The organism is Parendozoicomonas sp. Alg238-R29 (genome assembly GCF_947331445.1).
GTDB lineage: Bacteria > Pseudomonadota > Gammaproteobacteria > Pseudomonadales > Endozoicomonadaceae > Sansalvadorimonas.
In genome coordinates, this window is the sequence record NZ_CAMZOG010000017.1 from 22,079 (window position 1) to 48,282 (window position 26,204).

General features: G+C 48.3%; 25 protein-coding genes. 18 read left to right on the plus strand and 7 right to left on the minus strand.

Annotated elements, in window-relative coordinates; all coding sequences use genetic code 11:
- Positions 1-18: 18 nt before the first annotated feature.
- Complete coding sequence (locus QMA35_RS06390; protein WP_281646306.1) at positions 19-303, plus strand: hypothetical protein; 285 nt, start codon at positions 19-21, stop codon at positions 301-303.
- A gap of 69 nt (positions 304-372) precedes the next feature.
- On the opposite strand, the gene QMA35_RS06395 is transcribed toward QMA35_RS06390, so the two are convergent.
- Entirely contained in the window at positions 373-1,020 is a 648-nt protein-coding gene (locus QMA35_RS06395; protein ID WP_281646307.1) for a hypothetical protein, read from the minus strand.
- A gap of 322 nt (positions 1,021-1,342) precedes the next feature.
- Between QMA35_RS06395 and xthA the strand changes: the two genes are divergently transcribed.
- The 11 genes from xthA (at position 1,343) to infA (ending at position 13,185) form a co-directional block, all read left to right on the plus strand.
- Positions 1,343-2,149, plus strand: a complete 807-nt coding sequence (gene xthA, locus QMA35_RS06400) for an exodeoxyribonuclease III (RefSeq protein ID WP_281646308.1) — start codon at positions 1,343-1,345, stop codon at positions 2,147-2,149.
- A 162-nt stretch (positions 2,150-2,311) separates the two neighbouring features.
- The gene (locus tag QMA35_RS06405; protein ID WP_281646309.1) at positions 2,312-2,755 is read left to right on the plus strand and encodes a MerR family DNA-binding transcriptional regulator; all 444 of its coding nucleotides are present in this window, start codon (positions 2,312-2,314) and stop codon (positions 2,753-2,755) included.
- Between the two features lie 7 nt (positions 2,756-2,762).
- Positions 2,763-3,923, plus strand: coding sequence for an isovaleryl-CoA dehydrogenase (locus QMA35_RS06410; protein WP_348650934.1), 1,161 nt, complete (start codon positions 2,763-2,765; stop codon positions 3,921-3,923).
- A gap of 42 nt (positions 3,924-3,965) precedes the next feature.
- Entirely contained in the window at positions 3,966-5,573 is a 1,608-nt protein-coding gene (locus tag QMA35_RS06415; protein ID WP_281646311.1) for a carboxyl transferase domain-containing protein, read from the plus strand.
- A 16-nt stretch (positions 5,574-5,589) separates the two neighbouring features.
- Positions 5,590-6,399, plus strand: coding sequence for an enoyl-CoA hydratase-related protein (locus QMA35_RS06420; protein WP_281646312.1), 810 nt, complete (start codon positions 5,590-5,592; stop codon positions 6,397-6,399).
- Positions 6,399-8,396, plus strand: a complete 1,998-nt coding sequence (locus tag QMA35_RS06425; RefSeq protein ID WP_281646313.1) for a biotin carboxylase N-terminal domain-containing protein — start codon at positions 6,399-6,401, stop codon at positions 8,394-8,396. The genes QMA35_RS06420 and QMA35_RS06425 overlap by 1 nt, the downstream gene beginning before the upstream one ends.
- Complete coding sequence (locus QMA35_RS06430) at positions 8,393-9,331, plus strand: hydroxymethylglutaryl-CoA lyase (RefSeq protein ID WP_281646314.1); 939 nt, start codon at positions 8,393-8,395, stop codon at positions 9,329-9,331. Before QMA35_RS06425 ends, QMA35_RS06430 begins: the two co-directional genes overlap by 4 nt.
- 75 nt (positions 9,332-9,406) lie before the next feature.
- Positions 9,407-11,356 (plus strand): acetoacetate--CoA ligase, encoded by a 1,950-nt coding sequence (locus tag QMA35_RS06435; RefSeq protein ID WP_281646315.1) that lies wholly within the window; start codon positions 9,407-9,409, stop codon positions 11,354-11,356.
- Between the two features lie 53 nt (positions 11,357-11,409).
- The gene (gene aat / locus QMA35_RS06440; RefSeq protein WP_281646316.1) at positions 11,410-12,126 is read left to right on the plus strand and encodes a leucyl/phenylalanyl-tRNA--protein transferase; all 717 of its coding nucleotides are present in this window, start codon (positions 11,410-11,412) and stop codon (positions 12,124-12,126) included.
- Positions 12,119-12,829 carry an arginyltransferase gene (locus tag QMA35_RS06445; RefSeq protein WP_281646317.1) on the plus strand — a complete coding sequence of 237 codons (711 nt, stop codon included), beginning with the start codon at positions 12,119-12,121 and terminating at the stop codon, positions 12,827-12,829. The genes aat and QMA35_RS06445 overlap by 8 nt, the downstream gene beginning before the upstream one ends.
- Before the next feature lie 137 nt (positions 12,830-12,966).
- The gene (gene infA / locus QMA35_RS06450; protein WP_281646318.1) at positions 12,967-13,185 is read left to right on the plus strand and encodes a translation initiation factor IF-1; all 219 of its coding nucleotides are present in this window, start codon (positions 12,967-12,969) and stop codon (positions 13,183-13,185) included.
- 119 nt (positions 13,186-13,304) lie between these two features.
- Here the strand turns inward: infA and clpA are convergent, their stop codons facing one another.
- Together clpA and clpS are read right to left on the minus strand one after the other, a co-directional pair.
- On the minus strand, positions 13,305-15,590 hold the full coding sequence (clpA, locus tag QMA35_RS06455; protein ID WP_281646319.1) for an ATP-dependent Clp protease ATP-binding subunit ClpA: 2,286 nt from the start codon (positions 15,588-15,590) through the stop codon (positions 13,305-13,307).
- Between the two features lie 19 nt (positions 15,591-15,609).
- Entirely contained in the window at positions 15,610-15,972 is a 363-nt protein-coding gene (gene clpS, locus QMA35_RS06460) for an ATP-dependent Clp protease adapter ClpS (RefSeq protein WP_281646341.1), read from the minus strand.
- A 186-nt stretch (positions 15,973-16,158) separates the two neighbouring features.
- On the opposite strand from clpS, the gene QMA35_RS06465 reads away from it, so the two are divergent.
- Entirely contained in the window at positions 16,159-16,446 is a 288-nt protein-coding gene (locus QMA35_RS06465) for a cold shock domain-containing protein (RefSeq protein WP_281646320.1), read from the plus strand.
- 115 nt (positions 16,447-16,561) lie between these two features.
- On the opposite strand, the gene icd is transcribed toward QMA35_RS06465, so the two are convergent.
- A complete protein-coding gene (gene icd / locus QMA35_RS06470; protein WP_281646321.1) occupies positions 16,562-17,818 on the minus strand; it encodes an NADP-dependent isocitrate dehydrogenase in 1,257 nt (418 codons plus the stop codon).
- Positions 17,819-18,146: 328 nt separating this feature from the next.
- On the opposite strand from icd, the gene mnmA reads away from it, so the two are divergent.
- From mnmA to QMA35_RS06495, 5 genes are all read left to right on the plus strand, one after another.
- A complete protein-coding gene (mnmA, locus tag QMA35_RS06475) occupies positions 18,147-19,253 on the plus strand; it encodes a tRNA 2-thiouridine(34) synthase MnmA (RefSeq protein ID WP_281646322.1) in 1,107 nt (368 codons plus the stop codon).
- Between the two features lie 86 nt (positions 19,254-19,339).
- Positions 19,340-19,966 (plus strand): high frequency lysogenization protein HflD, encoded by a 627-nt coding sequence (gene hflD, locus QMA35_RS06480; protein WP_281646323.1) that lies wholly within the window; start codon positions 19,340-19,342, stop codon positions 19,964-19,966.
- Positions 19,967-20,040: 74 nt separating this feature from the next.
- On the plus strand, positions 20,041-21,405 hold the full coding sequence (gene purB, locus QMA35_RS06485) for an adenylosuccinate lyase (RefSeq protein ID WP_281646324.1): 1,365 nt from the start codon (positions 20,041-20,043) through the stop codon (positions 21,403-21,405).
- A gap of 67 nt (positions 21,406-21,472) precedes the next feature.
- Positions 21,473-22,588 carry a cupin domain-containing protein gene (locus QMA35_RS06490; protein ID WP_281646325.1) on the plus strand — a complete coding sequence of 372 codons (1,116 nt, stop codon included), beginning with the start codon at positions 21,473-21,475 and terminating at the stop codon, positions 22,586-22,588.
- Positions 22,589-22,768: 180 nt separating this feature from the next.
- Positions 22,769-23,215 (plus strand): GFA family protein, encoded by a 447-nt coding sequence (locus tag QMA35_RS06495; protein ID WP_281646326.1) that lies wholly within the window; start codon positions 22,769-22,771, stop codon positions 23,213-23,215.
- A gap of 158 nt (positions 23,216-23,373) precedes the next feature.
- Here QMA35_RS06495 and QMA35_RS06500 read toward each other — a convergent pair whose 3' ends face one another.
- From QMA35_RS06500 to QMA35_RS06510, 3 genes are all read right to left on the minus strand, one after another.
- Complete coding sequence (locus QMA35_RS06500) at positions 23,374-23,547, minus strand: hypothetical protein (RefSeq protein ID WP_281646327.1); 174 nt, start codon at positions 23,545-23,547, stop codon at positions 23,374-23,376.
- Positions 23,548-24,238: 691 nt separating this feature from the next.
- Complete coding sequence (locus QMA35_RS06505) at positions 24,239-24,634, minus strand: hypothetical protein (RefSeq protein WP_281646328.1); 396 nt, start codon at positions 24,632-24,634, stop codon at positions 24,239-24,241.
- Positions 24,635-24,796: 162 nt separating this feature from the next.
- Positions 24,797-26,158, minus strand: coding sequence for an L-serine ammonia-lyase (locus QMA35_RS06510; protein WP_281646329.1), 1,362 nt, complete (start codon positions 26,156-26,158; stop codon positions 24,797-24,799).
- Positions 26,159-26,204: the final 46 nt, after the last annotated feature.

The following is a 26,204-nucleotide window of genomic DNA, read 5'->3' on the forward strand; positions in this document are numbered from 1 at the left end:
ATATCCGGAAGCCAGCTGATGATAACCGGGTACGCGCTCCACAGCCTTGATGCTCTTGCCAAACAGACCCGCAATAGTGAAATGTTGAACAACTCACTCCAGTTTGTCGGCCGGTTTATGGGCGTTCCACGAAATCTGGACTGGCATATCTCTGCCGTTCCACAACAGGAACTTACCGATGAAAATGTGTCTCAATATGTAAAAAGAATTTCCCTCAGCAAATCACCTGATATCGAAAGTATGGAGCGAGGCAGTCGCCATCTCTCGCGCTTGCTGGAAAAGATAAAAGCCGGGCAAGCGTAACCTGTTCCAGAATCGGCTTTTTAATGGAAAATGCCTCATCGCTCAGAAACTGAGCTTTCGCAGATAATTCTAGTTTTTACCGGCAGGGCGAGGCCGAAACAGTAGTGTTTGCTGGTAGGCGCCCTGCTCCACTTCACCTGTCACCTGATATCCCCATCCTTTAAAGAAAGGCAGTAAGTCTTTATTGCTTAGACTTAAAGCACTTCCGGAAGATTCCTGATCAAGATCACAAAGATCATGGACGGCACTCAGCAATTTCCGCCCATAGCCCAAATCACGAAACTCTGGATGAATACCAACCAAAGGAAGCAGATAGCTGCGAGATTCAGGCAGTGTGTCACGTAGACTTTGCTGATATTCAAGGTAGTTTTCTGTACAGCTATAACCGATAGAAAGCATCATTCTCGTTCTCCACAGCAGGCGATTGGTCACCTCTTCAGCTTTTTCGCTGCTGGCAACAAAAGCCACTCCCGTAAGCCGGTCACCTAAAAGAAGGCCGATAATCGGCATGTTTTCGGTAAAATAGCTGGCTGAAAGTTCCCGGGTACAAGCTCGTATGCGCTGAAGATAACCTTTTCGGTCAGACTCCAGTATGCATTGAAACATAGGGTCATCCCGGTAGGTATGATAGAGAAGAGAGCGAACCTGGCGGCTCCAGGAGGAATCCAGATAGCGGGTAGAAAGAGTATTATCTGCTTCAACTGTTGCAGTGGTCATGCAGTTCTCCAGTCGGCGATTCTTCTTTTTATTGTGGTACGCCTGACAGGAAAGCGCTTCTTTCCTGCTCTTCATCCAAGTTATCACGACGAAAATACTTTCGCACCATATGCCGCTCTAGGAGCGTCCTGAATACGTAACAGCCTTAATCACCGAGTGAGATGCTTCCCTGCTCCGGCTGAGAGTATTCAGTCGCTATTTTCAGGACTTGGCATATAAAAGACCTGTTAATATTTCCAAAAGTACCGTCCAGATATTGCAGATTGCAACATGCTGCTGTTCAATCGTGGGCAGTTAACCACCGGTATTGCTTCTTAACACTATGAAAATCATTTCTTTCAACGCCAACAGCATCCGCATGCGCCTTCCTCAGCTTGAGGCCATGATAGAAAAACACCAGCCTGATGTGATTGGTATTCAGGAAACCAAGGTGACCGACACTGATTTTCCTGTTCAGGCTATAGAAGAGCTTGGCTACCATGCCACCTTTCATGGTCAAAAGACCCATTACGGTGTGGCAACCCTGACCAAAGAAAAGCCAATCTCTATTCAAAAAGGTTTTGAAAATGAACCAGAAGATGCCCAACGCCGCATGGTTATGGTTGACCTGCCCTGGAATGGACAAACGGTAAAAGTCATCAACGGTTATTTCCCTCAGGGAGAAAACCGGGATCATCCCGAGAAATTCCCTAACAAAGTTCGCTTCTACGAGAATCTGCAAAGTTTTCTTGAGAAGAACTGTTCACCCGATCAGCCGGTTATCGTTCTTGGGGACTTCAATATATCCCCTGAAGATGCTGATATTGGTATTGGGCCAGATAATGCCAAGCGCTGGCTCAACACCGGCAAATGCAGCTTTTTACCCGAAGAGCGCGCGTGGTACCAGAAACTCCTTGGCTGGGGTTTAACGGATAGTTACCGTCATCTGTACCCTGATGCTAATGAGCTGTTCAGCTGGTTTGACTATCGTTCCCGTGGTTTTGAACGTGAACCCAAACGAGGTCTTCGTATCGACCATATTCTGGTGACTAAACCTTTACTGGAAAATTGTTCCGGCGCGGGTGTTGATTACGATATTCGCGGAATGGAAAAACCCTCCGATCACGCCCCGGTCTGGGCACAACTCTAGGGGGCGTTCTCAATTAAGCAGACACGTTGAGTTTTTCATGTGTCTGCACTCCCTTTATCCATTGCCTATTTCTTTTCAGGTTTACGTTTACGTAAAGGTAATTTGTACTTACAATACCTTCATAAAAATTAATAACATCATCTTTCTTACAGGATTCGTTTTATGAGTTCTGACAAAAGCCAGACCTATTCCATTTCAGATCTTGCTCGGGAGTTTGACATCACTCCCCGTACTATTCGTTTTTACGAAGAACAAGGTTTACTGGCACCCACCCGGCGTGGGCAGGTTCGCATCTACAGCCCCGGCGACCGAGTACGACTGAAACTTATTCTTCGGGGAAAACGCCTGGGCTTTACCTTGGAAGAATCAAGAGCTCTGTTCGATCTTTATGACCCAGGCAGCGGTAATCGTCGACAACTAAAGACCATGTTGGCGACCATCGCATCACACAGAACCAATCTCACCCAACAGCTCCATGATATTCAGGTAATGATGATTGAGCTGGATGAATCGGAAGCCCGTTGCAACCAGGCTTTGGAAGAGTTTTCTGACACAACCTCAAGTACTGCCCCTATTAATAATAAAAACACGATGACAGAGGAGTAAGTCCATGATTGCCATGAATGATCTGAACTTTGGGCTGGGTGAAACCATTGATATGTTCCGCGAACAGGTTCGTCAGTTTGCGGACGCTGAAATTGCTCCGAGAGCGGCAGAAATCGATAAAGAAAATCGTTTCCCTATGGATCTCTGGAAAAAGTTTGGTGATATGGGCCTGCTCGGCATGACTGTGCCGGAAGAGTTTGGAGGTCTTGGGCTGGGTTATCTGGCACATGCCGTTGTTATGGAAGAGATCAGCAGAGCATCAGCCTCTGTTGCTCTCAGCTATGGCGCCCACTCAAATCTTTGTGTTAACCAGATTCGTTTGAATGGCACAGAAGAACAGAAGAAAAAGTACCTTCCCGGTTTGGTGAGTGGTGATCAGATTGGCGCTCTCGCCATGAGTGAACACAATGCTGGTTCTGATGTGGTCAGCATGGGTTTACGGGCAGAAGATAAAGGCGATCATTTTGTTCTGAATGGAAGCAAAATGTGGATCACCAACGGTCCGGACGCTGATACTTATGTGATCTACGCCAAAACCTCTCCTGAAAAGAAAGCCCACGGTATTACTGCATTCATTGTTGAGCGTGATTTCCCCGGTTTCTCCCGCTCTCCACACTTAGATAAACTCGGTATGCGCGGTTCCAATACCTGCGAGCTGGTTTTCGAAAACACTCCAGTGCCACGGGAGAATATTCTCGGTACCGAAGATGCGGGTGTGAGAGTTCTGATGAGCGGCCTGGACTATGAACGGGTTGTTCTCTCTGCGGGTCCAACCGGTATTATGCTGGCCTGCATGGATGCTGTTCTTCCTTATATCCACGAACGTAAGCAGTTTGGTCTGCCCATCGGAGAGTTTCAGTTGGTACAGGGAAAGGTTGCGGATATGTACAGCTCCATGAATGCCTGTCGCGCCTATCTGTATACCGTTGCCCGCGCCTGTGATCGTGGTGAAACCACCCGTAAAGATGCAGCTGGCGTCATTCTTTACTGTGCAGAAAAAGCCACGCAAATGGCACTGGATGCTATTCAGTTGCTGGGCGGCAATGGTTACACCAATGAATATCCTACCGGACGTTTACTGCGTGATGCCAAGCTCTACGAAATTGGCGCGGGTACATCCGAGATCCGTCGTATGTTGATTGGTCGTGAGCTTTTCTCCGGAAAATAATTCGGCAGCAAACACAAGAAAATAACAGGAAAACAATAAGCTATGCCCGTTATTTCAAGCAAAATCAGTACAGCGTCGTCTGAATATTCCAGCAATCGCGACGCTATGCTTGAGCAGATTGAAACGATCAATCAACTCTCCAGTATTGTTACTGTCGGCGGCCCCAAGGCTTCCCGTGACCGTCATGAATCTCGCGGTAAGTTATTACCTCGAGACCGTATCAGCGCCCTGCTGGACACTGGTTCGCCTTTTCTGGAACTAGGACGTTTTGCGGCGTATGACGTGTATGGTGAAGACGTTCCCGCTGCCGGAGTGGTGGCAGGTATCGGACAGGTGTCTGACCGTACCTGTATGATTGTGGCTAATGATGCCACTGTCAAAGGTGGCAGTTACTACCCTCTTACCGTTAAAAAGCACTTACGAGCGCAGACAATTGCGGCAGAGAATCGTCTGCCATGCATCTATCTGGTGGATTCCGGTGGTGCCAATCTGCCTCGTCAGGATGAAGTGTTCCCAGATCGAGAACACTTTGGCCGAATATTTTTTAATCAGGCCAATATGTCTTCCCAAGGTATTGCCCAGATAGCAGTGGTTATGGGTTCCTGTACAGCCGGCGGCGCCTATGTTCCGGCGATGGCAGATGAAAGTATTATTGTTCGTAATCAGGGCACCATTTTCCTCGCTGGCCCGCCACTGGTAAAAGCCGCAACGGGTGAAGAAGTGTCTGCTGAAGATCTTGGTGGCGCAGAGATTCATGGCAAGGTATCTGGAGTGGTTGATTATATTGCTGAGAATGACCACCATGCTCTGCAGTTAGCCCGCCAGTCTGTTGCCCACTTAAATACTGCACCTCCCGCTTTGCCGGACAAAATTGAATCCCGCCCTCCCAAGCTGAATCCGGATGAGCTCTGTGGAGTAATCCCTGCCAGCCTTAAGACCCCTTACGACGTAAGGGAAGTTATCGGGCGCATTGTCGATGGCTCAGAGCTGGATGAATTTAAAGCTAACTTTGGTACCACTCTGGTCACAGGTTTTGCCCGCATTCATGGCTATCCTGTAGGCATCGTTGCCAATAATGGCATTCTGTTTTCTGAATCAGCCCAGAAAGGCGCTCACTTTGTTGAGCTTTGCTGCCAGCGCAAGATTCCTCTGATCTTCCTGCAAAATATTACTGGATTTATGGTAGGTGCCCGCTATGAAGCCGGTGGTATTGCCAAACATGGTGCCAAGCTAGTGAATGCCGTGTCCTGCGCCAAGGTGCCGAAACTAACAGTGATTATCGGTGGCAGTTTTGGCGCCGGTAATTACGGCATGTGTGGTCGTGCCTATGATCCTCGCTTCCTGTGGAGCTGGCCCAATGCCCGTATTTCCGTGATGGGCGGCGAGCAGGCAGCAGGCGTTATGACCATGGTGAAAAGCGCCTCTGCTATCAAGAAAGGTCAGAAGTGGACGGAAGAACAGGATCAGCAGTGTCGTCAGGAGGTCATTGACGATTACGATCGTATGGGCAATCCACTGTACGCCAGCGCCCGACTCTGGGACGACGGCATTATCGACCCCAGGGATACCCGGGAAGTCCTGGGGCTGAGTCTCGCAGCAGCACTGAATGCTCCCATCGAAGATACTCAGTTCGGTGTATTCCGAATGTAAGGGGCAGGAAACGATTATGACATCTGAAACGAATACACCCGCTGTCCAAACGTCCATCAATCAAGGTGTTGCCCGTCTGGTTTTAAACCGTGTAGAAAAGCGCAATGCTTTTGACGACAGTATGATTGAGACAATTTCGGCAACGTTGCAAGAATGGCATAACGACAGCAGCATTCGAGCTCTGATGATTTCTGCCGCTGGTGACACTTTCTGTGCCGGTGCGGATCTAGGCTGGATGAAACGGACTGCCAAGCTGGACTATGAAGCTAATCAGGCTGATGCACAGGCTCTGGCTGAAATGATGCAGCTGCTCGATACTTTCCCTGCTCCTGTTATTACCCTTGTTCAGGGTTCTGCTTTTGGTGGCGCTTTGGGCATTATCTGTACCAGCGATATAGTGCTGGCGACCACTGATGCACGCTTCTGCTTGAGTGAAGTGAAGCTGGGGATTATTCCAGCAGTCATCAGTCCCTACGTGGTGAGAGCAATGGGAGAGCGTAATGCTCGTCGATATATGCTCACGGCTGAGTTGATTTCAGCGGAAACAGCACAGGCGATGAATATCGTTCACCAGCTTTTTGAAGAACGTACTGATGCGGCTACCACCGCAGAAAAAATTATTCTTGCCATCAAGAACAATGGGCCAGCTGCAACCAAAGCCTGCAAGCAACTGATCAGCAATATTGCTGGGAAAGATATTGATTCGTCCTTGATGAAAATGACCAGTCATGCCATTGCCGAAATCCGCAATACCCCAGAAGGACAGGAAGGTTTAGGGGCTTTTCTGGAGAAACGAGCTCCCAACTGGCAGGAGACCAGCAACTAATGTTTACCACACCAACAAGAAAAATTAAGAAGCTGCTGATAGCCAACCGTGGCGAAATTGCCTGCCGGGTAATCAACACAGCGAAGAAGCTGGGTATTGAAACTGCGGTCGTTTGCTCTGAACCGGATAGGAATAGTTTGGCTGCCAATATGGCCGACCACAGTTTTTGTGTTGGCCCGGCAGAATCCAGCGCCAGCTATTTGAATCAACAAAAGATTATTCAGGTTGCTCAAGACTGGGGGGCTGATGCTATCCACCCAGGATACGGATTCCTTTCCGAGAATGCTGCGTTTTCCCAGAGGCTTGAACAAAGCAATATTTTATTTATAGGCCCACCTGCCAACGCTATGGAAAGCATGGCTTCCAAAAGTGAAGCTAAGCGGCTGATGGAACAGGCTAATGTCCCTCTTCTCTCTGGCTATCATGGAGAGGCGCAAGATGATGAAACCCTAAGGCAGGCCGCTGACAGTGTCGGCTACCCAGTTATGCTGAAAGCTGCCGCTGGTGGTGGTGGTAAAGGCATGCGTATCGTTTCAAGCCCTGCAGATTTTCAGGAAACACTGGATGGTGCCCGCAGAGAAGCAGAAAAAGCTTTTGGTGATACCACCATGCTGGTTGAGAAATATCTGGCCGCGCCAAGGCATATTGAAGTTCAGATTTTCTTTGACCAACAAGGCCAGGGGGTTTACCTGTTTGACCGTGACTGCTCCATTCAACGCCGCCATCAGAAAGTTGTTGAAGAAGCTCCGGCTCCCGGATTGTCCGATGAACTTCGCAAAGCGATGGGGGAAGCGGCTGTAGCTGCCGGCCAATCCATCGGCTATGTTGGTGCCGGAACTGTTGAGTTTCTTATGGATGCAGATGGCAGTTTTTATTTTATGGAAATGAATACCCGCCTGCAGGTTGAGCACCCGGTTACAGAAATGGTAACTGGTCAGGATTTGGTAGAGTGGCAAATTCGTGTTGCTGAAGGCGCTCCCCTGCCCTTATCTCAAAATAAGCTAACCATTGAGGGGCATTCTCTTGAAGTACGCCTTTATGCGGAAGAGCCCGAGCGTGAGTTTTTACCAGCAACCGGAACAATCGGCACTTTAAACTGGCCAGATTCTCAACCATGGTTGCGAGTGGAAACCGGGGTAAGAGCCGGCGATGAGATCACTACCTGGTATGACCCTATGGTCGCAAAGCTTGTTACTTGGGGACATGATCGTCAGCAAGCTACAGAACGCTTAATCTCAGCACTGGAAAATACACACCTGACAGGTTTAACCAGTAATCGTGATTTTCTGTTGCGAACCCTGAAACAGCCAGCTTTTTCTGAAACACCAGACACTGGATTTATTCCACGACACCAATCACAGCTGCTTTTCACTAATGAGGATGAGCGCTATCTGGCGATGGCGGCTGCAACATTGACGGCGGATTATTCGGAAGAGTCCACGTCGCCTTGGCAGAAAAGCAGCGGCTGGAGACTGCTTGGTCAGAAACAGTGGTATCGATGCTGGACTTGTGATGGGGAGCATTTCACCGTAAAGGTAAGTTCCCATGGTGATAGCTGGAATGTGAAGGTTAACGGTCGCCAGTTAGATATTGAAAAGGTTGGGGTTTCAGATCAACTTGTTACCGTGACTTATCAGGATAGAGCTTTATCATTTGCCATTTACCAAGGCGTTGACAGTTCCGTCACAGTTATCAGCCCATCACTGACACTTCCTCTTTCTAAGCCTGACTACTCTGTAACTGAAGCCGATGATCATGATCTCACCGCACCGATGAACGGCAGAGTGGTCACTGTCATGGTTGCCGGTGGCCAGAGTGTTGAAGAAGGTGAAGCGTTGGTTGTTCTGGAAGCTATGAAAATGGAACAGACCATCCGTGCGCCTCATAACGGCATCATTGATCAGATCCTGCACCAAGCTGGCAGCCTTGTTGAAGAAGGAGCTGCGCTGCTGACATTCTGCGATTCTGAGGAAGAGTCACTGGAGCAAGCCTCATGAGCAATGCCGTGACTTTCTCTGCAGGTCCACATCTGCCCGACAAAGTTACCTTGGTTGAGGTTGGACCTAGAGATGGTCTGCAGGGGCAGAAGAAAGTGCTCTCAGTAGAACGACGAGTTGGGCTGATTTCTGGACTGGCCGATAGTGGTTTAACACGCATTGAAGCAGGCAGTTTTGTCAACCCTCAGCGTATCCCGCCCATGCGGGATACTGATCAGGTTCTGAAACGGCTTCCAGGCAATAACGCTGTGCGTTACTGTGTTCTAACTCCCAATATGCGTGGACTGGAAGATGCTCTGAAGAGTGGAGTTAAAGAGGTTGCTGTATTTACCGGTGCTTCAGAAACATTTACCCAGAAAAACATCCAGTGCTCTATTGCGGAGAGCATGGAGCGCTTCCAGCCTGTTGTAGAGAAGGCCTGTGCAGAAGGTGTTCTGGTGAGAGGATATCTTTCCTGCATTATGGGGTGCCCTTATGAAGGTAATATTGACCTTAACCAGGTTGCTTCGTTAACTCGAGACCTCTACCAAATGGGCTGCTACGAAGTCTCCCTTGGCGATACTATCGGTGTTGGCAACCCTATCCGTGTACGTAAGTTGATTGAGAAAATCACTCATCAACTACCAGTAGAAGCTCTTGCTGCTCATTTCCACGACACCTATGGCCAAGCCATGGTAAACCTTTATGCAGCGATGGAGTCTGGTATTACGGTCATCGACAGTGCAATTGCTGGTTTGGGAGGTTGTCCTTATGCCAAAGGGGCATCGGGCAATGTTGCAACGGAAGATGTTCTGTTTATGCTCGATGGCCTGGGCATTGCGTCAGGTGTTGATATGGAAAAACTTCTTGATGTAAATAGCCATATTTGCAGCCAGAACAACTTTCCTAACTTCTCCCGAACCGCTCGTGCACTGTTAGCAGCCCGTGAGAAATAAAATCGCTTTTCGATTTAAGTATTAGAATAAAAAAGATCGTCCAGTTTGTTGATAAATAAAACAAAAGAGTCGTATATGTCAGAGCAGCCTTTATGGACACCAACGCCTGAACACATTGAGCAGACGCAAATCTGGCAATTCCTGCAGTCAGTCAATAAGAAGTTTGGATATCAATTTTCAAATTACGACGAGCTGTATACATGGAGCTGTGAACAGCGTGAAGAGTTCTGGCCTTACTTATCTGAATATCTGGATATTCCTCTCGGTGACTATGCATCAGTTGTGGACGAAACTCAGGGCATGTTTGCGGCCAAATGGTTCCCCGGCACAACTCTGAATTACGCCGAACAATTATTACGACACAAAGGGTCTAAAGCTGCGATTGTTTTTCGTTGCGAAAATGGGCTCCGCCGTGAAATCAGCCGGGACCAGTTAAGAGAAAATGTCGGACGTGCAGCCAATGCTCTGCGTAAAGCTGGTATTCAACAGGGTGACCGGGTAGCGGGCTTTATGCCCAATATGCCGGAAACCATCATTATGATGCTGGCCGCAACCAGTCTGGGAGCCATCTGGTCATCCTGCTCTCCTGACTTTGGCAGTCAGGGAGTGCTGGACAGATTTGGGCAGATTGAACCCAAACTTCTGATTGCAGCTGATGGCTACGCCTACAATGGCAAAACCATTGATTGCATGCCTCGAATAGCAGAACTCGTGGATCAGATTTCTTCTATTGAAACTGTGGTTGTGGTGCCATTCTTTCAGGAAGGCATTTCAGGCCTGGAAAATATTCGTGGAAGTATCGCCTTTCTCGACTTTCTGGGTGATGACCCTACTCTGACATTTACTCAGGTTCCTTTCGATCATCCGCTCTGCATTCTGTATTCGTCGGGCACAACGGGTGTGCCTAAATGCATTGTTCATGGTCATGGCGGCACATTGCTGCAACACGGCAAAGAGCTTGTTCTTCATACAGACCTGCGCGCAGGAGAAAAATTTTTCTACTTCACCACCTGCGGCTGGATGATGTGGAACTGGCTGGTATCTGGTCTCATGACTGGTGCAACCCTTGTTCTGTTTGACGGTTCGCCCTTCTACCCTTCTTCAGGTGTACTTTGGGAGATTGCTGAACAGGAAAACACCTCTGTATTTGGAACCAGTGCCCGATATCTTGGCGCGCTGCAAAAATCCGGTTTCGAACCAGCCAAAGAATGCGCCTTACCCAAACTCCGCTCTGTTCTCTCTACCGGCTCCCCCCTGCCCCACGAAGGTTTCGAATTCGTCTATAGCGGTATAGGCTCTGATCTGGTTCTGTCCTCTATCTCCGGTGGTACAGACATCGTTTCCTGCTTTGCTTTAGGTAATCCTGTAAAACCTGTGTACCGCGGGCAGCTGCAGTGTCGCGGCCTTGGTATGGATGTGCAGTTTTATGATGATGCTGGCCAACCAGTAACAGGTGAGCGCGGAGAACTGGTCTGTCAAAAGAGCTTCCCAAGCCGCCCGGTCATGTTCTGGGGCGATAAAGATGGCAGCCGCTACCGAAAGGCTTATTACGCCAGTTACGATAACATCTGGGCCCATGGCGATTATGGTGAATTAACTCCACAAAACGGTGTCATTATTCACGGCCGTTCAGACGCAGTGTTAAACCCCGGCGGCGTGCGTATAGGCACGGCAGAAATTTATCGACAAGTTGAAAAAATTGAGGAAGTTCTGGAGTCTTTGGCTGTAGGCCAGAAGATTGATGGAGATGAGCGTGTAGTCCTGTTTGTGCGCCTGAGAGACAACCTGACCCTGGGGGAACCGCTGCAGGATCGAATTCGGAAAACTATTCGTAAGAATGCCACGCCACGCCATGTTCCTGCGGTTATTGTTCAAGCTCCTGATTTACCAAGAACCGTAAGTGGAAAACTAACTGAGCTGGCGGTTAGAGCTTTGATCCATGGCGAGGAAGTAAAAAATACTGATGCACTGGCCAATCCAGATTCATTGGTTTTTTTCAAAGATCTGCCACAACTTCAGGTATAAAAGGCTAGCTTTTTAGTTAGTCCTTATCATAAGTTTGTTGGGTAGAATTTTGATTGGGAAACCAGCGCTTCGTGATTCCATGGATTGATGAACAACACCCGGCATTTCCTCCTGTCGAGCAGGCTCTTAAAGATCCTGATGGCCTGCTCTGTGCCGGAGGTAACCTTCTTCCGGAAACCCTTGTATCTGCCTATAGTCAGGGAATCTTTCCCTGGTACAGCGATGGGCAACCATTGCTGTGGTGGTCTCCCGATCCGCGAATGATTCTAACTCCTCGAACTCTGCATATTTCCCGAAGTATGCAGAAGTTTATGAAAAAGATGTGCTGGAAGGTAACGGCGGATCAATGTTTTGCTCAGGTGATTCATGCTTGTTCAATTGCCCCCAGAGAAGATCAGAACGGCACCTGGATTACGGCAGAGATGCAAGAGGCTTATATCCAACTACATCAACACGGTTTTGCTCATTCCGTAGAAGTTCATGATGAGAGCGGTGAGTTAGTAGGTGGTTTATATGGTGTAGCTCTGGGGCGAGTATTTTTTGGAGAATCCATGTTTTCCAGAGCCAGTAACGCTTCAAAGGTCGCACTGATCCATCTTATGCAGTCTGGATGTTTTGATCTTGTTGATTGCCAGATGCACACCCCTCACCTGCAAACAATGGGTGCGGAGTGCCGCCCTCGCTCGCTATTTTTAAAAGCTGTACAGACATTAACCCGACAGCCTGCAATGCCTCTTATAGTGGGCAATGGAGATGCCCATAATGTCTAACGAACAGCAGATTGGTTTGTATGAAACTGGAATTCATCCTTGTAGCTATATTCCCGGTAAAGATGCTGCTACCCAGTTTCTTGATCCCCGGTTAAGGATTGGAGCTGATATTGCTGAGCAATTGGCTCAACTGGGTTTTCGGCGTAGTGGCGAACATACTTATCGGCCACACTGCCCAGGGTGCAACGCCTGCATTCCACTCAGAGTTCGTGTTCAGGATTTCCAGCCCAACAGAACCCAGAGGAAAGTCCTCAATCGTAACCAGGATGTCGGGCTTGAGATTACAGAGCCAGCAGTTACTCTTGAGTACTATCGCTTGTATCGACGCTATATTAACCAACGCCATCAGGATGGTGATATGTTCCCACCCACGGCCAAACAGTATGCTGATTTTTTAGCCGTAGACAGTGGTTACACGAAATTTTGGGAATTCAGGGAAAAAGATCAATTATTGGGCATTGCTGTTACTGATCACTTTCAGGAGGCACTCTCTGCCGTTTACAGCTACTACATACCCGACCAAGCCTATAGCAGGAGAAGTTTGGGGGTTTACTTTGTTCTGCGACAGATAATGGCGGCAAAAGATCTAGGGTATCCCTATCTCTATCTGGGTTACCTGATTCGGGAATGCCGGAAAATGAGTTATAAAACTGACTTTCCACCTCTTGAGCAGTTGGTTGGTCATCAGTGGCAAAACCTTTAAAATCAAGGTTATTTGACGGCATGCTTTGCCTATTTTGGTGAATTCGGGCAGAATGCACGCCAAATTTTACTTGTAACACTGAGATAAAAAATCTATCAGGGTTACAATACAGTTTGTTCTAACGAGGTATATGCCGAATGGCAAAAGAAGAATCCATTGAAATGGAAGGTGTTGTAGTAGACACCCTTCCTAACACTATGTTCCGTGTAGAGCTTGAGAACGGCCACATCGTGACTGCTCATATCTCCGGTAAGATGCGCAAAAACTACATCCGTATCCTGACTGGTGACAAGGTGCGTGTAGAACTGACTCCTTACGACCTGAACAAGGCTCGTATTGTTTACCGCGCTCGCTAAAAACTGACACAAAAAAACCTGCTGATTGCTCAACAGGTTTTGTCGGTACCAATCTTTCATCTCTGAAAGATTTGACCGGGTAAAGCTCAAAGTAGAGACTTACCCGGTTACCTTCCCAACTACTCTGTTTCTGACTCTGATGCGGGCTCTTTAGCTGGCTCAATTTTGAAGGACAGATCTCCGCCTTTCACGCCAATCTTAACCAGTCCGCCAGCAATCAACTTGCCAAACAAAATGTCTTCAGCCAGAGACTTCTTGATCCTGTCCTGAACCAGACGTGCCATTGGACGTGCACCCATTAGCTTGTCATAGCCCTTCTCAGCCAGCCACTCACGTGCAGGCTTGTTGACTTCAATCTGAACCTTACGTTCATCCAGCTGTGCCTGAAGCTCTGTCAGCTGTTTATCTACAACGCTGGCAATAACTTCTTCGGAAAGCGGGTTGAACTGAATAACAGAATCGAGACGGTTACGGAATTCAGGGGTAAACGTTTTCTTAATGGCTTCCGTACCATCTGTCTGGTGATCCTGCTCAACAAAGCCAATGGATGCTCGGTTCATCTTCTCAGCGCCGGCATTGGTGGTCATAACCAGAATGACATTGCGGAAATCTGCTTTGCGGCCATTGTTATCGGTTAAGGTTCCGTGATCCATGACCTGCAACAGCAGGTTAAAGACATCAGGATGACCTTTCTCGATCTCATCAAGTAGCAGCACACAATGAGGAGTTTTGTTAATAGCCTCTGTCAGCAACCCGCCCTGATCAAAGCCAACATAGCCCGGAGGCGCACCAATCAGGCGAGAGACAGTATGACGCTCCATATATTCGGACATATCAAAGCGAACCAGCTCAATACCCATGGATTTAGCCAGCTGCTTGCAGACTTCTGTTTTACCCACACCAGTAGGGCCAGCAAACAGGAAGCAACCAACAGGCTTCTCAGTTGGTTTCAAGCCTGCGCGAGACAACCGAATATTAGTTGATAGAGCGGTAATGGCTTCGTCCTGCCCGAAGATAGTCATCTTCAGGTTTCGAGGCAACTTTTCAAGCAGATCCTTATCAGAAGCAGAAACAGACTTCGGTGGAATACGAGCCATCTTTGAAACAATGGCTTCAACCTCTGGCACACCGATATTGGTCTTACGGTCTTCCTTAGTCTGAAGACGCTGATAAGCTCCGGCTTCATCAATAACATCAATGGCCTTATCTGGCATATGACGGTCATTGATATAGCGATCTGCAAGCTCTGCAGCGGCTCTCATAGCATCACGTTCATAAGTGATATCGTGATGCTCTTCAAACTTAGGCTTGAGACCCATCAGTATCTCAAATGTATCATCAACATTTGGTTCCTGAACGTCTACCTTCTGGAAGCGACGAGCCAGAGCGCGATCTTTTTCAAAGATTCCTCGAAATTCCTGAAAGGTCGTCGACCCGATACAACGCAATTCGCCAGATGTCAGCAGTGGCTTCAGCAGGTTAGAAGCATCCATGACGCCACCAGATGCGGCGCCAGCACCAATAATAGTGTGAATTTCATCGATGAACAGTATTGCGCCCTCTTTCCTGCGCAACTCAGATAGCAACTGCTTGAAACGCTTTTCAAAATCACCCCGATACTTGGTTCCGGCTAATAGTGCACCAAGATCAAGGGAGTAAACGATAGCGTCTTTCAGGATATCTGGCACATCACCATCGACAATGCGTTTGGCCAGACCTTCCGCAATTGCAGTCTTACCCACACCAGCCTCACCAACCAATAGTGGATTATTCTTGCGGCGGCGGGTAAGGATCTGAGAAACACGCTCAACTTCCTGGTCGCGACCGACCAACGGGTCGATCTTACCAAGCTTGGCCTGCTCATTCAGGTTGAGAGTATAAGAATCCAGTGGGCGAGCACCCTGCCCCTCAGAGTCAGCGGATTCTTCCACCAACTCTTGACCCATTGTTTCAGCACCCTGATGACCAGGAACCTTGGAAATGCCGTGAGCAATGTAATTAACAACATCTATGCGGGCAATTTCCTGTTGCTTAAGAAAATACACTGCCTGACTTTCCTGTTCACTAAAGATAGCGACCAAAACATTGGCGCCATTCACTTCTTTCTTGCCAGAGCTCTGAACATGGAAAACCGCCCGCTGAAGAACTCGCTGGAATCCCAGTGTTGGCTGGGTTTCACGTTCATCGTCTCCGGCAGGGATATGTGGGGTTGTTGAATCTATGAATTTAGTGAGTTCGTCACGCAGTTGCTGAATATCCGCACCGCAAGCTTCCAGCACATCAGCGGCTGAAGCATTATCCAGCAGAGCTAATAGCAGGTGCTCTACGGTCATGAACTCATGACGTTTGTCGCGCGCCTCACGGAAAGCACTGTTGAGCGTCTGTTCGAGATCTTTATTAAGCATTTTCGTACCCGATGGAGCCTTAGTCAGTGGCTTTTTGAACTTTGCACATCAGGGGGTGCTGATGTTCCCGCGAGTATCGGTTGACCTGTTCTGCACGCGTTTCTGCAACGTCCCGCGTGTAGACACCACATACAGCCGATCCCTGGGTATGTACTGTCAGCATGACCTGTGTTGCCCGTTCCCTGGACATCCTGAAAAACTGCTCGAGAATCTCGACTACGAAATCCATAGGGGTGTAATCATCATTCATCAGTATAACTTTATACTTCGGTGGCTGTTTAAGCTTCGGCTTTGCCGTTGCTACAGCAACTGCACCGTCTTCGTCATACTCATTTTGATGATCCTTGTTTAAGGATAGTCGAATCCGCTCGATGAAACCCATCTTCTCTCTTGTCAGTGTATTGTCATATAAATCGAGTTTAATAATATTACCAAGGGATAACCTTGACATATGCTTGACACTCGTCGTTACATATCTAAAACTAGTTCTGACCCATGGATGTGGGACTCGACAAGAATAATAACACTAAAAAAAAGAAAGCATCAGGAGTACAAGAGGGATATTACGATGCCAACAGGAAAAGTTAAGTGGTTCAATAACGCTAAAGGGTACGGTTTCATTCTTCCAGGTGAAGAAGATAATGGTGAAGATCTCTTCGTTCATTACTCTTCTATCACAATGGATGGATACAAAACTCTTAAGGCGGGCCAGCAAGTCAGTTATGACATTATCCAGGGGCCAAAGGGTCTTCATGCCGTAAATATCGGCATCCTCTCAGAAGACGGTTCCGACGAAAGTACGGTACCGGCAGCCTCCCCAACCACCTCTCAGCCGGAAGAATTTTCAGAACCATAACTGTATTTTCTTTTGGTCATTTATCAATGGTCTGAAAGACTGATAAATAACTAAGAGGAAATACAAAAAAGGGAGCAGTTCTCACTGCTCCCTTTTTGTTTTTCTCTTAATTCACTTACATGTGCTTCACAATGGCATCGCCAAACTCAGAACATTTCAGAAGAGTTGCATCATCCATCAGGCGTTCGAAGTCGTAAGTCACAGTCTTCGCTTCAATAGCACCTTCCACACCCTTAATAATCAGATCGGCCGCTTCAGTCCAGCCCAAGTGACGCAGCATCATTTCCGCAGAAAGGATCAGGGAGCCTGGGTTCACCTTATCCTGACCAGCATACTTAGGCGCAGTACCGTGGGTCGCTTCAAAGATAGCGACCTTGCCACCAATGTTGGCACCTGGAGCAATACCGATACCACCAACTTCCGCAGCCAGAGCATCGGAGATGTAGTCGCCATTCAGGTTCAGGGTAGCGATAACTGAGTACTCAGCTGGACGCATCAGAATCTGCTGCAGGAATGCATCAGCAATCACGTCTTTGATAATGATTTCATTACCAGTTTTAGGGTTCTTCAGGGTATGCCATGGACCACCGTCCAAAGGCTCAGCGCCAAACTGCTCAGCAGCCAGCTCATAACCCCAATCCTTGAAGGAACCTTCAGTGAATTTCATGATATTGCCCTTGTGAACCAGAGTCACGGAAGGCAGATCATTATCAATAGCGTGCTGAATAGCTTTACGAACAAGGCGCTGGGTTCCCTGCTTGGAAACCGGCTTGATGCCGATACCGCAATCTTCATCGAAACGGATCTTGGTTACGCCCATTTCTTCTTTCAGGAAGGTAATCAGTTTTTTTACTTCGGGGCTGTCGGCCTGCCACTCAATACCTGCGTAAATATCTTCTGAATTTTCCCGGAAAATTACCATGTCGGTTTTTTCAGGGTTGGTTACCGGGCTTGGTACACCCTTAAACCAACGCACAGGACGAATACAGGCATACAGGTCAAGCTCCTGACGCAAAGCCACGTTCAGGGAGCGAATACCACCACCAACAGGAGTGGTCAAAGGGCCCTTGATGCTAACGCTGTACTCTTTCAAGGCTTCCAGAGTTTCAGTTGGCATCCATTCGTCCGGGCCATAAACAGTGGTCGCCTTTTCACCGGTATAAACCTCCATCCAGACAATAGAACGATCGCTTCCGTAAGCTTTCTCTACAGCGGCATCCACAACCTTAAGCATCGCAGGTGTCACATCAACACCGATGCCATCCCCTTCGATATAAGGTATGACTGGATGATTGGGAACATTCAGTGAAAGGTCATCATTGACAGTGATTTTGTCACCATTAGCAGGGACCTGGATCTTCTGGTATCCCATTATCAACTCCGTTATTTGGAATGTGTGGTATCGGCTATTTGGTTCTTGCCGACATTTAGAGTGTTTTTGTAGTTTTGCTACATTCCAGCCGTACTTTGCTGGTGTGTTAGCGAAAGCAGCCTGACTTTGATATACAAAGATACCGTAATAATTACCAATAATAAATGCGGTTTGTTGCAAAACTACATTTGGATACAGTCCTGAACCTGACCGCACTCCAATAGTCTGAAGCTCTGCCAACCATCACGGTTTATTCTTGTGGACGTTCCTATGGCATTGCTTAAAATAGAGCAACTTCTAATACGATATACCCGTTTTTTGAGATTTTATGACCGATAACTCCCAGATCCGAGTCATCGTCGGCATGTCCGGCGGCGTAGATTCTTCCGTTTCCGCCCTGCTGCTGCAGCAACAAGGCTATCAAGTGGAAGGACTGTTTATGAAAAACTGGGAGGAAGATGACGGTACGGAATACTGTACAGCCCAGGAAGATTTGGCCGACGCCCAGAAAGTATGTGACAAACTGGGCATACATCTGCACCAGGCCAACTTCGCCGCAGAATACTGGGACAATGTATTTGAGCATTTCCTTGAAGAGTACAAAGCTGGCCGCACCCCTAACCCGGATATCCTTTGCAATCGGGAAATCAAATTCAAAGCTTTCCTTGATTACGCACTAACCTTGGGCGCAGATATGATCGCCACCGGCCACTATGTGCGTCGTGACGACTCTGGTGAAAATGTTGTTATGCGCAAAGGCCTGGATAACAACAAAGACCAGAGCTACTTCCTCCATGCCGTTGGCGAAGAACAGATTACCAAAACCCTGTTTCCGGTTGGTGAACTGGAGAAAAGTGAAGTGCGGGCCATTGCCGAAAAGCACGACCTGATCACGTTCAATAAAAAAGACAGTACCGGTATCTGTTTTATTGGTGAGCGCCGTTTCCGTGACTTCCTCAAGCAATACATCCCAGCACAGCCCGGCGTTATTGAGACAGAAGCCGGTGACGTGATTGGTGAACATCATGGTCTGATGTACCACACCATCGGCCAGCGTCAGGGGCTTGGTATTGGCGGCTTGAAAAATGCCAGCGATGAGCCTTGGTATGTTCTGGAAAAAGACTTAAACCGCAATGTTCTTATTGTTGGTCAGGGTAATGACAATCTGTTGCTGTTCTCCAAAGCCCTGTCAGCTGATACCATCTACTGGGTCAATGGCGAACCACCACTGCCAGCCAAACTGACAGCCAAAGTACGCTACCGCCAGGATGATCAACCCTGCCAGCTGCAACGAGATAAATCCGGCAGGTATCTGGTTGTTTTTGATGAACCCCAACGCGCTGTGACTCCTGGTCAGTCGGTTGTTTTTTATGATGGCGATATCTGCCTCGGTGGTGGCGTTATTGAACAACGACATGGTCAACAGCCAGAATAAGCTTTGACTGAAAAATACGTTTAGAGATAGTTACAGGCCGGCTGAGTTAGTCGGCCATTTCGCAGATATCAGGATATGTACTCGCTGTGACGCACAATGAATCCGATCGCGTGCTTGCCCTTGCCGGCCTTTTTCAAGCCTGCAGTCTGGTAGAAAAGCTTGCCAAAACCGGCCAGGCACCGACCGACACCATGGAAACCGCCATTAAAAGTATTTTCGTAACGGATCCAAGAAACGTTCAGGAAGTTTATGGTGATGTTTTCAGCGTACACAATGGTTTAAGACTCGTACGCGGCCTGCTGGAGCGGGACCCGGAAGTCGTACGCTCCGACACCATCCGCTATGCACTGACACTTATTCACCTGGAGCGCAAAGTTCGCAGCAGCAACTCTATGATGAGCAGCATTGCTGACGGCATTAATCGTGCCCGTGGCCAGTTGAATCACTTTGATCATCTGCATGAAAACCTTATGGCCAGCCTGGCCGGTGTTTATCTCGATAATGTCAGCACCTTCAAAACCCGCGTGCAGGTGACCGGCGACCTTCGCAACCTGCAAAATGCAGCCAGTGCCAACAAGATCCGAGCATGCCTTCTAGCGGGATTGCGCTCTGCCATTCTCTGGCGCCAGGTCGGTGGACGCCGCTGGCATCTGGTATTTTCCCGCAAATCCATGCTGGGTGAGGCATCAAACCTGCTCAAGGGGCAGATTTGATACAGATTTTGTTGTAGGATGCGCGCGCTCGCACCACTTTCAAAAGATAAGTTGCAACTGACAAGGGTCACCCAATGGAACTGTCATCGCTGACTGCGATTTCCCCCGTCGACGGCCGTTACGGCAGCAAGACCAGCGCCCTGAGAGGCATTTTCAGCGAATACGGACTGATCCGTGCCAGAGTCGAGGTAGAGGTTCGCTGGTTGCAGCGCCTCGGCCAGCACAATCAAATCCCAGAACTCCCTGCTTTCAGTGGCGAAGCTAACAACCTTCTCAACACCATTGTTGAGCACTTCTCTGCCGAGGATGCTGCAGAGATTAAAGCTATTGAGCGCACTACCAACCATGATGTGAAAGCGGTTGAATACTTCCTGAAAGGCAAAATGAAAGAGAATGCTGAACTCAGCAAGGCTCTGGAATTTGTTCACTTTGCCTGCACTTCCGAAGACATTAACAACCTGTCCCACGGTTTGATGCTCAAACAGGGGCGTGAAACAGTCCTTGCCACTATGACCAAAGTTATGGAAGCTATTCGCGCTCTGGCTCACGAGCATGCTGCAACACCGATGTTGAGCCGCACTCATGGTCAAACAGCCTCACCAACGACTCTTGGCAAAGAAATGGCGAACGTTGCTTACCGCCTGCAACGTCAGCTGGATCAACTTCAGCAGGTTCCCCTGCTTGGCAAGATCAATGGCGCAGTTGGTAACTACAACGCACACCTGGCCACCTACCCTGACATTGACTGGGAAGTGAATGCCAAGGAATTTATTCAATCTCTTGGGCTGACACTTAACCCATACACCATCCAGATTGAGCCTCACGACTACATCGCAGAACTATTCGATGTCATTCGTCGATTCAATACCATCCTGATCGACTTCGACCGGGACATCTGGTCCTACATCTCTGTTGGCTACTTCAAGCAGCGCACCATTGCTGGCGAGGTGGGTTCCTCCACCATGCCTCACAAAGTTAACCCAATCGACTTCGAAAACTCCGAAGGTAACTTGGGCCTGGCAAACGCCATCATGGAACATATGGCGGTCAAACTGCCGATTTCCCGCTGGCAACGTGACCTGACCGATTCCACTGTACTTCGCAATATGGGTGTCGGCATGGCATATAGCTTGATCGCCTATGAAGCCACTCTTAAAGGAATCAGCAAGCTGGAAGCCAATGCCGCCCGTTTAGCTGAAGATCTGAACAATGCTTGGGAAGTGCTGGCAGAACCTGTGCAAACAGTGATGCGTCGTTACGGCATTGAAGAACCCTATGAAAAGCTGAAAGCATTTACTCGCGGCAAAGTGATTACTCGTGAAGCCATGCTGGAGTTTGTTGATCAGCTGGATATGCCAGAAGAAGCCAAAGAATCCTTGAAAGCATTAACGCCAGCGTCCTATGTTGGCAATGCTGAAGAACAAGCGCTAAAGGTCTAAATCATTTAATGATTTGCCTGGAAAGGAGAGCCTATGCTCTCCTTTCTTTTCTCTGGAATGAAAAACAATGACACCTGAATTAAACTGGCCCCAGGGCAATGTATCAGCTGAAGACTTCCTTCAGAACTACTGGCAAAAGCGCCCTCTTCTTATTCGAGATGCACTGCCCGGATTTGTTTCGCCAGTCTCTGGAGATGAACTGGCAGGCTTAGCCTGTGAAGGGGAAATCGAATCCCGCATTGTGATTGGCCAAGGAAAAAAATGGCAACTAAAACAAGGCCCCTTCTCCGAAGACGAGTTTGCCTCTCTCCCCCCCTCTCACTGGACCCTGCTGGTTCAGGCTGTTGATCATTGGGTTCCGGAAGCAAGAGATTTATTAAATCAGTTCCGTTTTATTCCAGACTGGCGGTTGGACGATATCATGATCAGCTATGCCACTGATGGCGGCGGTGTCGGTCCGCATTACGACAATTATGATGTTTTTCTTTTGCAGGGTACTGGTCAGCGCCGCTGGCAAACCGGTCAACTGTGCGATGGAAGTACTCCTCTACTCAATAATCAGCAGCTACGACTTCTTAATGAGTTCTCTTCCGAGAATGACTGGGTGCTTAACTCAGGAGATATGCTGTACCTGCCTCCACGTATTGCCCACCTTGGAGAAGCCATAGGTGATAACTGCATAACCATTTCAGTAGGTTTCCGAGCCCCTTCTTACGGAGAGATTACCAGTGAATTCAGTGAGTTCTATTCGCACCTCCTTCCCGAAAGCAAGCGGTACTCAGACCCGAACCCGCAAATACAAAGCTCTTCTGCAGAAATAGCCCCAACAGCCATTGCTAATATTCAGGAGATCTTACGGGAAACCGCAGAACAACCTGAGCTTATTGCCCAGTGGCTGGGACAACACATGACTCTTCCCAAATATCAAGAACATCTTGAAGAAACAGCGCAGGAAAGCGACCGACTTCTTACCGCTGGTTCGCGGCTTGCCTGGCATCAAATTAACGAAAAGGAAATTCTCTTCTTTGTAAACGGTGAATCTCGCAAGCTTCCCAGCAAAGCCAAACAGGCAGTGCAGCTTCTGTGCGACACGCGCGCCTTAACAGATGAACTAGGCGAAGCACTGGGTGATGAGATTATCTTCTGGCTTGTTGATATGCAGGCATTTTTGCCCGACGAGTAAAGCGCGTGTGGCAATCAGCTCCAAGGGGTTCCACTTTTGTCCCGACGGGTCTCCGGAAGAGTGGCCACACCTCATCTCTGGCAAACACCTGTAAATGATGGTCCAGATAGAAAAAGCCCCTTGATTCGACAGGTTTTCGGTCAGAAGATAGATCGACCTGCGCAGATAAAGAGAACAAAGATGGCGAAAATCAAAGGAAGTTGTCGATGCGGACAGCTTAAGTATCAGATAACAGATTCACCTGTTTTATCCGGGTTTTGCCACTGTTATGCCTGCCAAAAGAGAACAAACGCCCCTTGCGCGGCATTTGCGATGGTCAAGAAAAACACCTTCAATCCTGTAGGCAGCAGTCTGACCTACAAGGACAAAGGCGGCTCAGGAGCCCCTCTTCTGGAGCACCGGTGTTCGGAATGCGGAACTATTGTCTACACAGAGCTCAAAGTGCTGGATGGTATCTATGCTGTTAGCGCTACCACTTATACCGACTCTTCCCAGTTTGATCCAAGCATTCACGTCTGGGTCAGCAGCCAGGATAAACGTTTTCAGATTAACGATAACCTGCACCAAGAGGCTGGCCCACCCAAAGCTCTATTCAAATTTATCGCCAAAGAAAAAAGCGAAGCTTAGGAATAAGCCTTTTGGCGCACCTTTCTTTCAAGTCAAACACCTGATTCATCAGACTCACCTACAGAAAGTCTGGTTTTTTATTAATGGCTATAGGCAGTCGCGACATTATTCAGGAAGCCCCGTTTTTTAATAACAAATCCAACAACGCAACCGATCCATTAATGAGCGTGATGAACGAGATCAATAGCCGCTTCGGAGCCAATCACCTCCGTTCCGCGACCACAGGCCTGCATCAAAAACGTTGGCATATGAAGCAGGAATACCCTTCCCATCTGTACAACTAGATAAAAAAGAACCGGTGCGCTGGGGGAAGCGGCACCGGCCAAGACCATATCAAAACCTTAACAACACCGCCGAAAAGCGGCTTCCTACAAGTTCGCAACCCCCTCTATCAACGATTTCAAAACTCTTCGCACACAGACCCAGACATCACTCACAACCGGAAAAAAGAACCGGTGCGCTGGGGGAAGCATCACCGGCCAAGACCATAGAGTGAAACGGTACACAATCCAAAAGTACCAAGGTCACTAGCTGACCCTGCCAGTGGGATAGTAGGGGGACATCAACCACACTGGCGGGAGTAAGTATTACCCAGTTCGGACGGAACGCCAGCCCGTCATTAGATGATATTTTTATAAACCTGAGAACTTTACTTGTCGAAAAATCTGAAAAAATAGCAATAGATGGCAACAATCTTGCCGGCTACTTGCCAGGAATTGCTAAGAGCTTTACATCAAGAAAAAATATGAACAAACAGGCGAAATAAGAGGAAAAAGAGCCGGTTTCGAAAAGAAAGTAAAGGAAGAGACGAAGGAGGAATCAAGTTTACTTGAACAACAAACGAAAAAGCGTTACGCAGCGTCAACAAGCTACACCCGTAGCTCAAAACACTTTTTTCATGAAAGCAATAAGGGTTAGTGCGATTAACACTAACCTTTATTGACTGGCACATAAGGAAACCCTGCAAAGATCAAATAGATTTGAATTGCAGGCTCTCCCGGGACCAATTAAAGCATCGGAGTATTAAGCAGTTTCTGCTTCTTTCTCTTCAGCTTCTGCCTTGAGCTTGTCCAGCTCTAGCTTGGTAGCGTCCAGTTGTTGTTGCAACTGCTTCTGCTTACTCTTGAGGGCCTTGTTCTCAGCAGTCATATCCCTGTTCTGCTCTTGAAGACGCTTAATCTGCTTCTTCATGCGATCAGGGTTTTGTTCACGGAGAACCTTAATTTCTTTGTCGAGTCCTTTAATTTGATTACCAGCCTTGGCAGTTTTACCATCGGCGGCTTCAAGTTGACTCTTCAGGCTTTGAACTTCTTCACTGTGCTTCGTGGTGATTTCCAGAAGCGCTTCCAGCCGACGCTGCTCAATCAGCTCGAGCTCTTCACTTTTGAAGAAACGTCCGCCCATGCTGAGCGTTTCCATTGGATTTACCTCTTGGACAATATCTTTCTGTGCGGGATTCAATTTTGGAGTGATATTTTGATATGTAGGAGCCGCGGGATTATACACTTCCAAAATAATAAGTCAGCCCATTTGAGCAAAAAAACCGATAAAAAGTGTTATTTCTGTGAAATAGGACGTTCATCAACAGTAAACGACATTCACCGCCAACCCTCCCAGAGAGGTTTCTTTATATCTATCCTGCATATCTTTTCCAGTCTGATACATGGTGGCTATCACCTGATCCAGCGACACCCGGTGGCGCCCATCACCACTTACCGCCAGTCGGGCAGCATTAATGGCTTTGACCGCTCCCATAGAGTTACGCTCAATACAGGGCACCTGCACCAACCCAGCAACCGGGTCACAGGTCATTCCCAGGTGGTGCTCCATGGCTATCTCAGCAGCATTCTCTACCTGAGCAATAGAGCCACCCCACACGGCCGCAAGCCCAGCTGCAGCCATAGAGGAAGCCACGCCTATTTCTCCCTGGCAGCCCACCTCGGCCGCTGATATTGAGGCATTCTTTTTATAGAGCATTCCTATTGCAGCAGCGGTGAGCAGAAACTGGCGAATTGTTTCTGAGTTTGATTCACGGTCATATTGTTTGTGGAAAGCAATAACTGCCGGTATAACGCCAGCGGCGCCATTGGTCGGCGAAGTCACGACTCGACCACCTGCGGCATTCTCTTCATTCACCGCCAGAGCGCAAACATTCACCCAGTCCATAACCTGTAGAGGGTCTTTACCCGCATTCTCTTTTTGCCAACGAAGATACAATTCTGGTGCTCTACGCTCTACCCCCAAACCACCGGGCAACACCCCAGAAGTGCTATAGCCCCGCTGCATACAGGATTCCATAGCCAGCCAAATGGCATCGAGGCGCTTATTCACTGCACTCTTATCGTTACCCTCTGTGCATTCATTGGCCATAACCAGTTCGGCAATCGATAAACTGTTCTGTTCACATAACTGCTGTAACTGTTCGCCAGAAGAAAAAGGATAAGAAGTCGCACACTGCTCCTGAGGGGCTGCAGTTTCATCCCACTCCTCTGCAGACACAATAAAGCCACCACCCACAGAGAAATAAACTTGCGAAGCAATAACTTGTCCGTCCGCTGCCATAGCTTCAAACAGCATGCCATTAGGATGCTCAGGCAGGGGATGATCGTCGAAAACGATATCTCTATGGGGATCAAAACCCACACGGCACCCACGTGGCAAACTCAGTTCTTTCAACTGGCAGACAGTATGCCATAGCATATTGGCCTGATCCGGCTGGGTTGTTTCCGGGTGACAACCAGCCAACCCCAACGTAACGGCTTTATCGGTAGCGTGCCCTGCTCCGGTTAAAGACAACGAACCATATAAAGTGGCCCGAATAGAAATCACACCAGATTCAGGAACCGAGGAAGAAAATTGCAAAGCAGCCAGCATAGGGCCAACGGTATGGGAGCTGGAGGGCCCCAAGCCTATTTTGAAAAGGTCAAAAACACTGATTGTCATTATCTATCTGCCCTGATGCAGGAATAAACCTGCGCATTCAATCTCT

Bases quoted from the DNA above. Each gene is read 5' to 3' on its own strand.
- QMA35_RS06390 (WP_281646306.1), top strand. From the start codon at position 19: ATGATAACCGGGTACGCGCTCCACAGCCTTGATGCTCTTGCCAAACAG.
- QMA35_RS06395 (WP_281646307.1), bottom strand. From the start codon at position 1,020: ATGACCACTGCAACAGTTGAAGCAGATAATACTCTTTCTACCCGCTAT.
- xthA (WP_281646308.1), top strand. From the start codon at position 1,343: ATGAAAATCATTTCTTTCAACGCCAACAGCATCCGCATGCGCCTTCCT.
- QMA35_RS06405 (WP_281646309.1), top strand. From the start codon at position 2,312: ATGAGTTCTGACAAAAGCCAGACCTATTCCATTTCAGATCTTGCTCGG.
- QMA35_RS06415 (WP_281646311.1), top strand. From the start codon at position 3,966: ATGCCCGTTATTTCAAGCAAAATCAGTACAGCGTCGTCTGAATATTCC.
- QMA35_RS06420 (WP_281646312.1), top strand. From the start codon at position 5,590: ATGACATCTGAAACGAATACACCCGCTGTCCAAACGTCCATCAATCAA.
- QMA35_RS06425 (WP_281646313.1), top strand. From the start codon at position 6,399: ATGTTTACCACACCAACAAGAAAAATTAAGAAGCTGCTGATAGCCAAC.
- QMA35_RS06430 (WP_281646314.1), top strand. From the start codon at position 8,393: ATGAGCAATGCCGTGACTTTCTCTGCAGGTCCACATCTGCCCGACAAA.
- QMA35_RS06435 (WP_281646315.1), top strand. From the start codon at position 9,407: ATGTCAGAGCAGCCTTTATGGACACCAACGCCTGAACACATTGAGCAG.
- QMA35_RS06445 (WP_281646317.1), top strand. From the start codon at position 12,119: ATGTCTAACGAACAGCAGATTGGTTTGTATGAAACTGGAATTCATCCT.
- infA (WP_281646318.1), top strand. From the start codon at position 12,967: ATGGCAAAAGAAGAATCCATTGAAATGGAAGGTGTTGTAGTAGACACC.
- clpA (WP_281646319.1), bottom strand. From the start codon at position 15,590: ATGCTTAATAAAGATCTCGAACAGACGCTCAACAGTGCTTTCCGTGAG.
- clpS (WP_281646341.1), bottom strand. From the start codon at position 15,972: ATGGGTTTCATCGAGCGGATTCGACTATCCTTAAACAAGGATCATCAA.
- QMA35_RS06465 (WP_281646320.1), top strand. From the start codon at position 16,159: ATGCCAACAGGAAAAGTTAAGTGGTTCAATAACGCTAAAGGGTACGGT.
- icd (WP_281646321.1), bottom strand. From the start codon at position 17,818: ATGGGATACCAGAAGATCCAGGTCCCTGCTAATGGTGACAAAATCACT.
- mnmA (WP_281646322.1), top strand. From the start codon at position 18,147: ATGACCGATAACTCCCAGATCCGAGTCATCGTCGGCATGTCCGGCGGC.
- purB (WP_281646324.1), top strand. From the start codon at position 20,041: ATGGAACTGTCATCGCTGACTGCGATTTCCCCCGTCGACGGCCGTTAC.
- QMA35_RS06490 (WP_281646325.1), top strand. From the start codon at position 21,473: ATGACACCTGAATTAAACTGGCCCCAGGGCAATGTATCAGCTGAAGAC.
- QMA35_RS06495 (WP_281646326.1), top strand. From the start codon at position 22,769: ATGGCGAAAATCAAAGGAAGTTGTCGATGCGGACAGCTTAAGTATCAG.
- QMA35_RS06500 (WP_281646327.1), bottom strand. From the start codon at position 23,547: ATGGTCTTGGCCGGTGCCGCTTCCCCCAGCGCACCGGTTCTTTTTTAT.
- QMA35_RS06505 (WP_281646328.1), bottom strand. From the start codon at position 24,634: ATGGAAACGCTCAGCATGGGCGGACGTTTCTTCAAAAGTGAAGAGCTC.
- QMA35_RS06510 (WP_281646329.1), bottom strand. From the start codon at position 26,158: ATGACAATCAGTGTTTTTGACCTTTTCAAAATAGGCTTGGGGCCCTCC.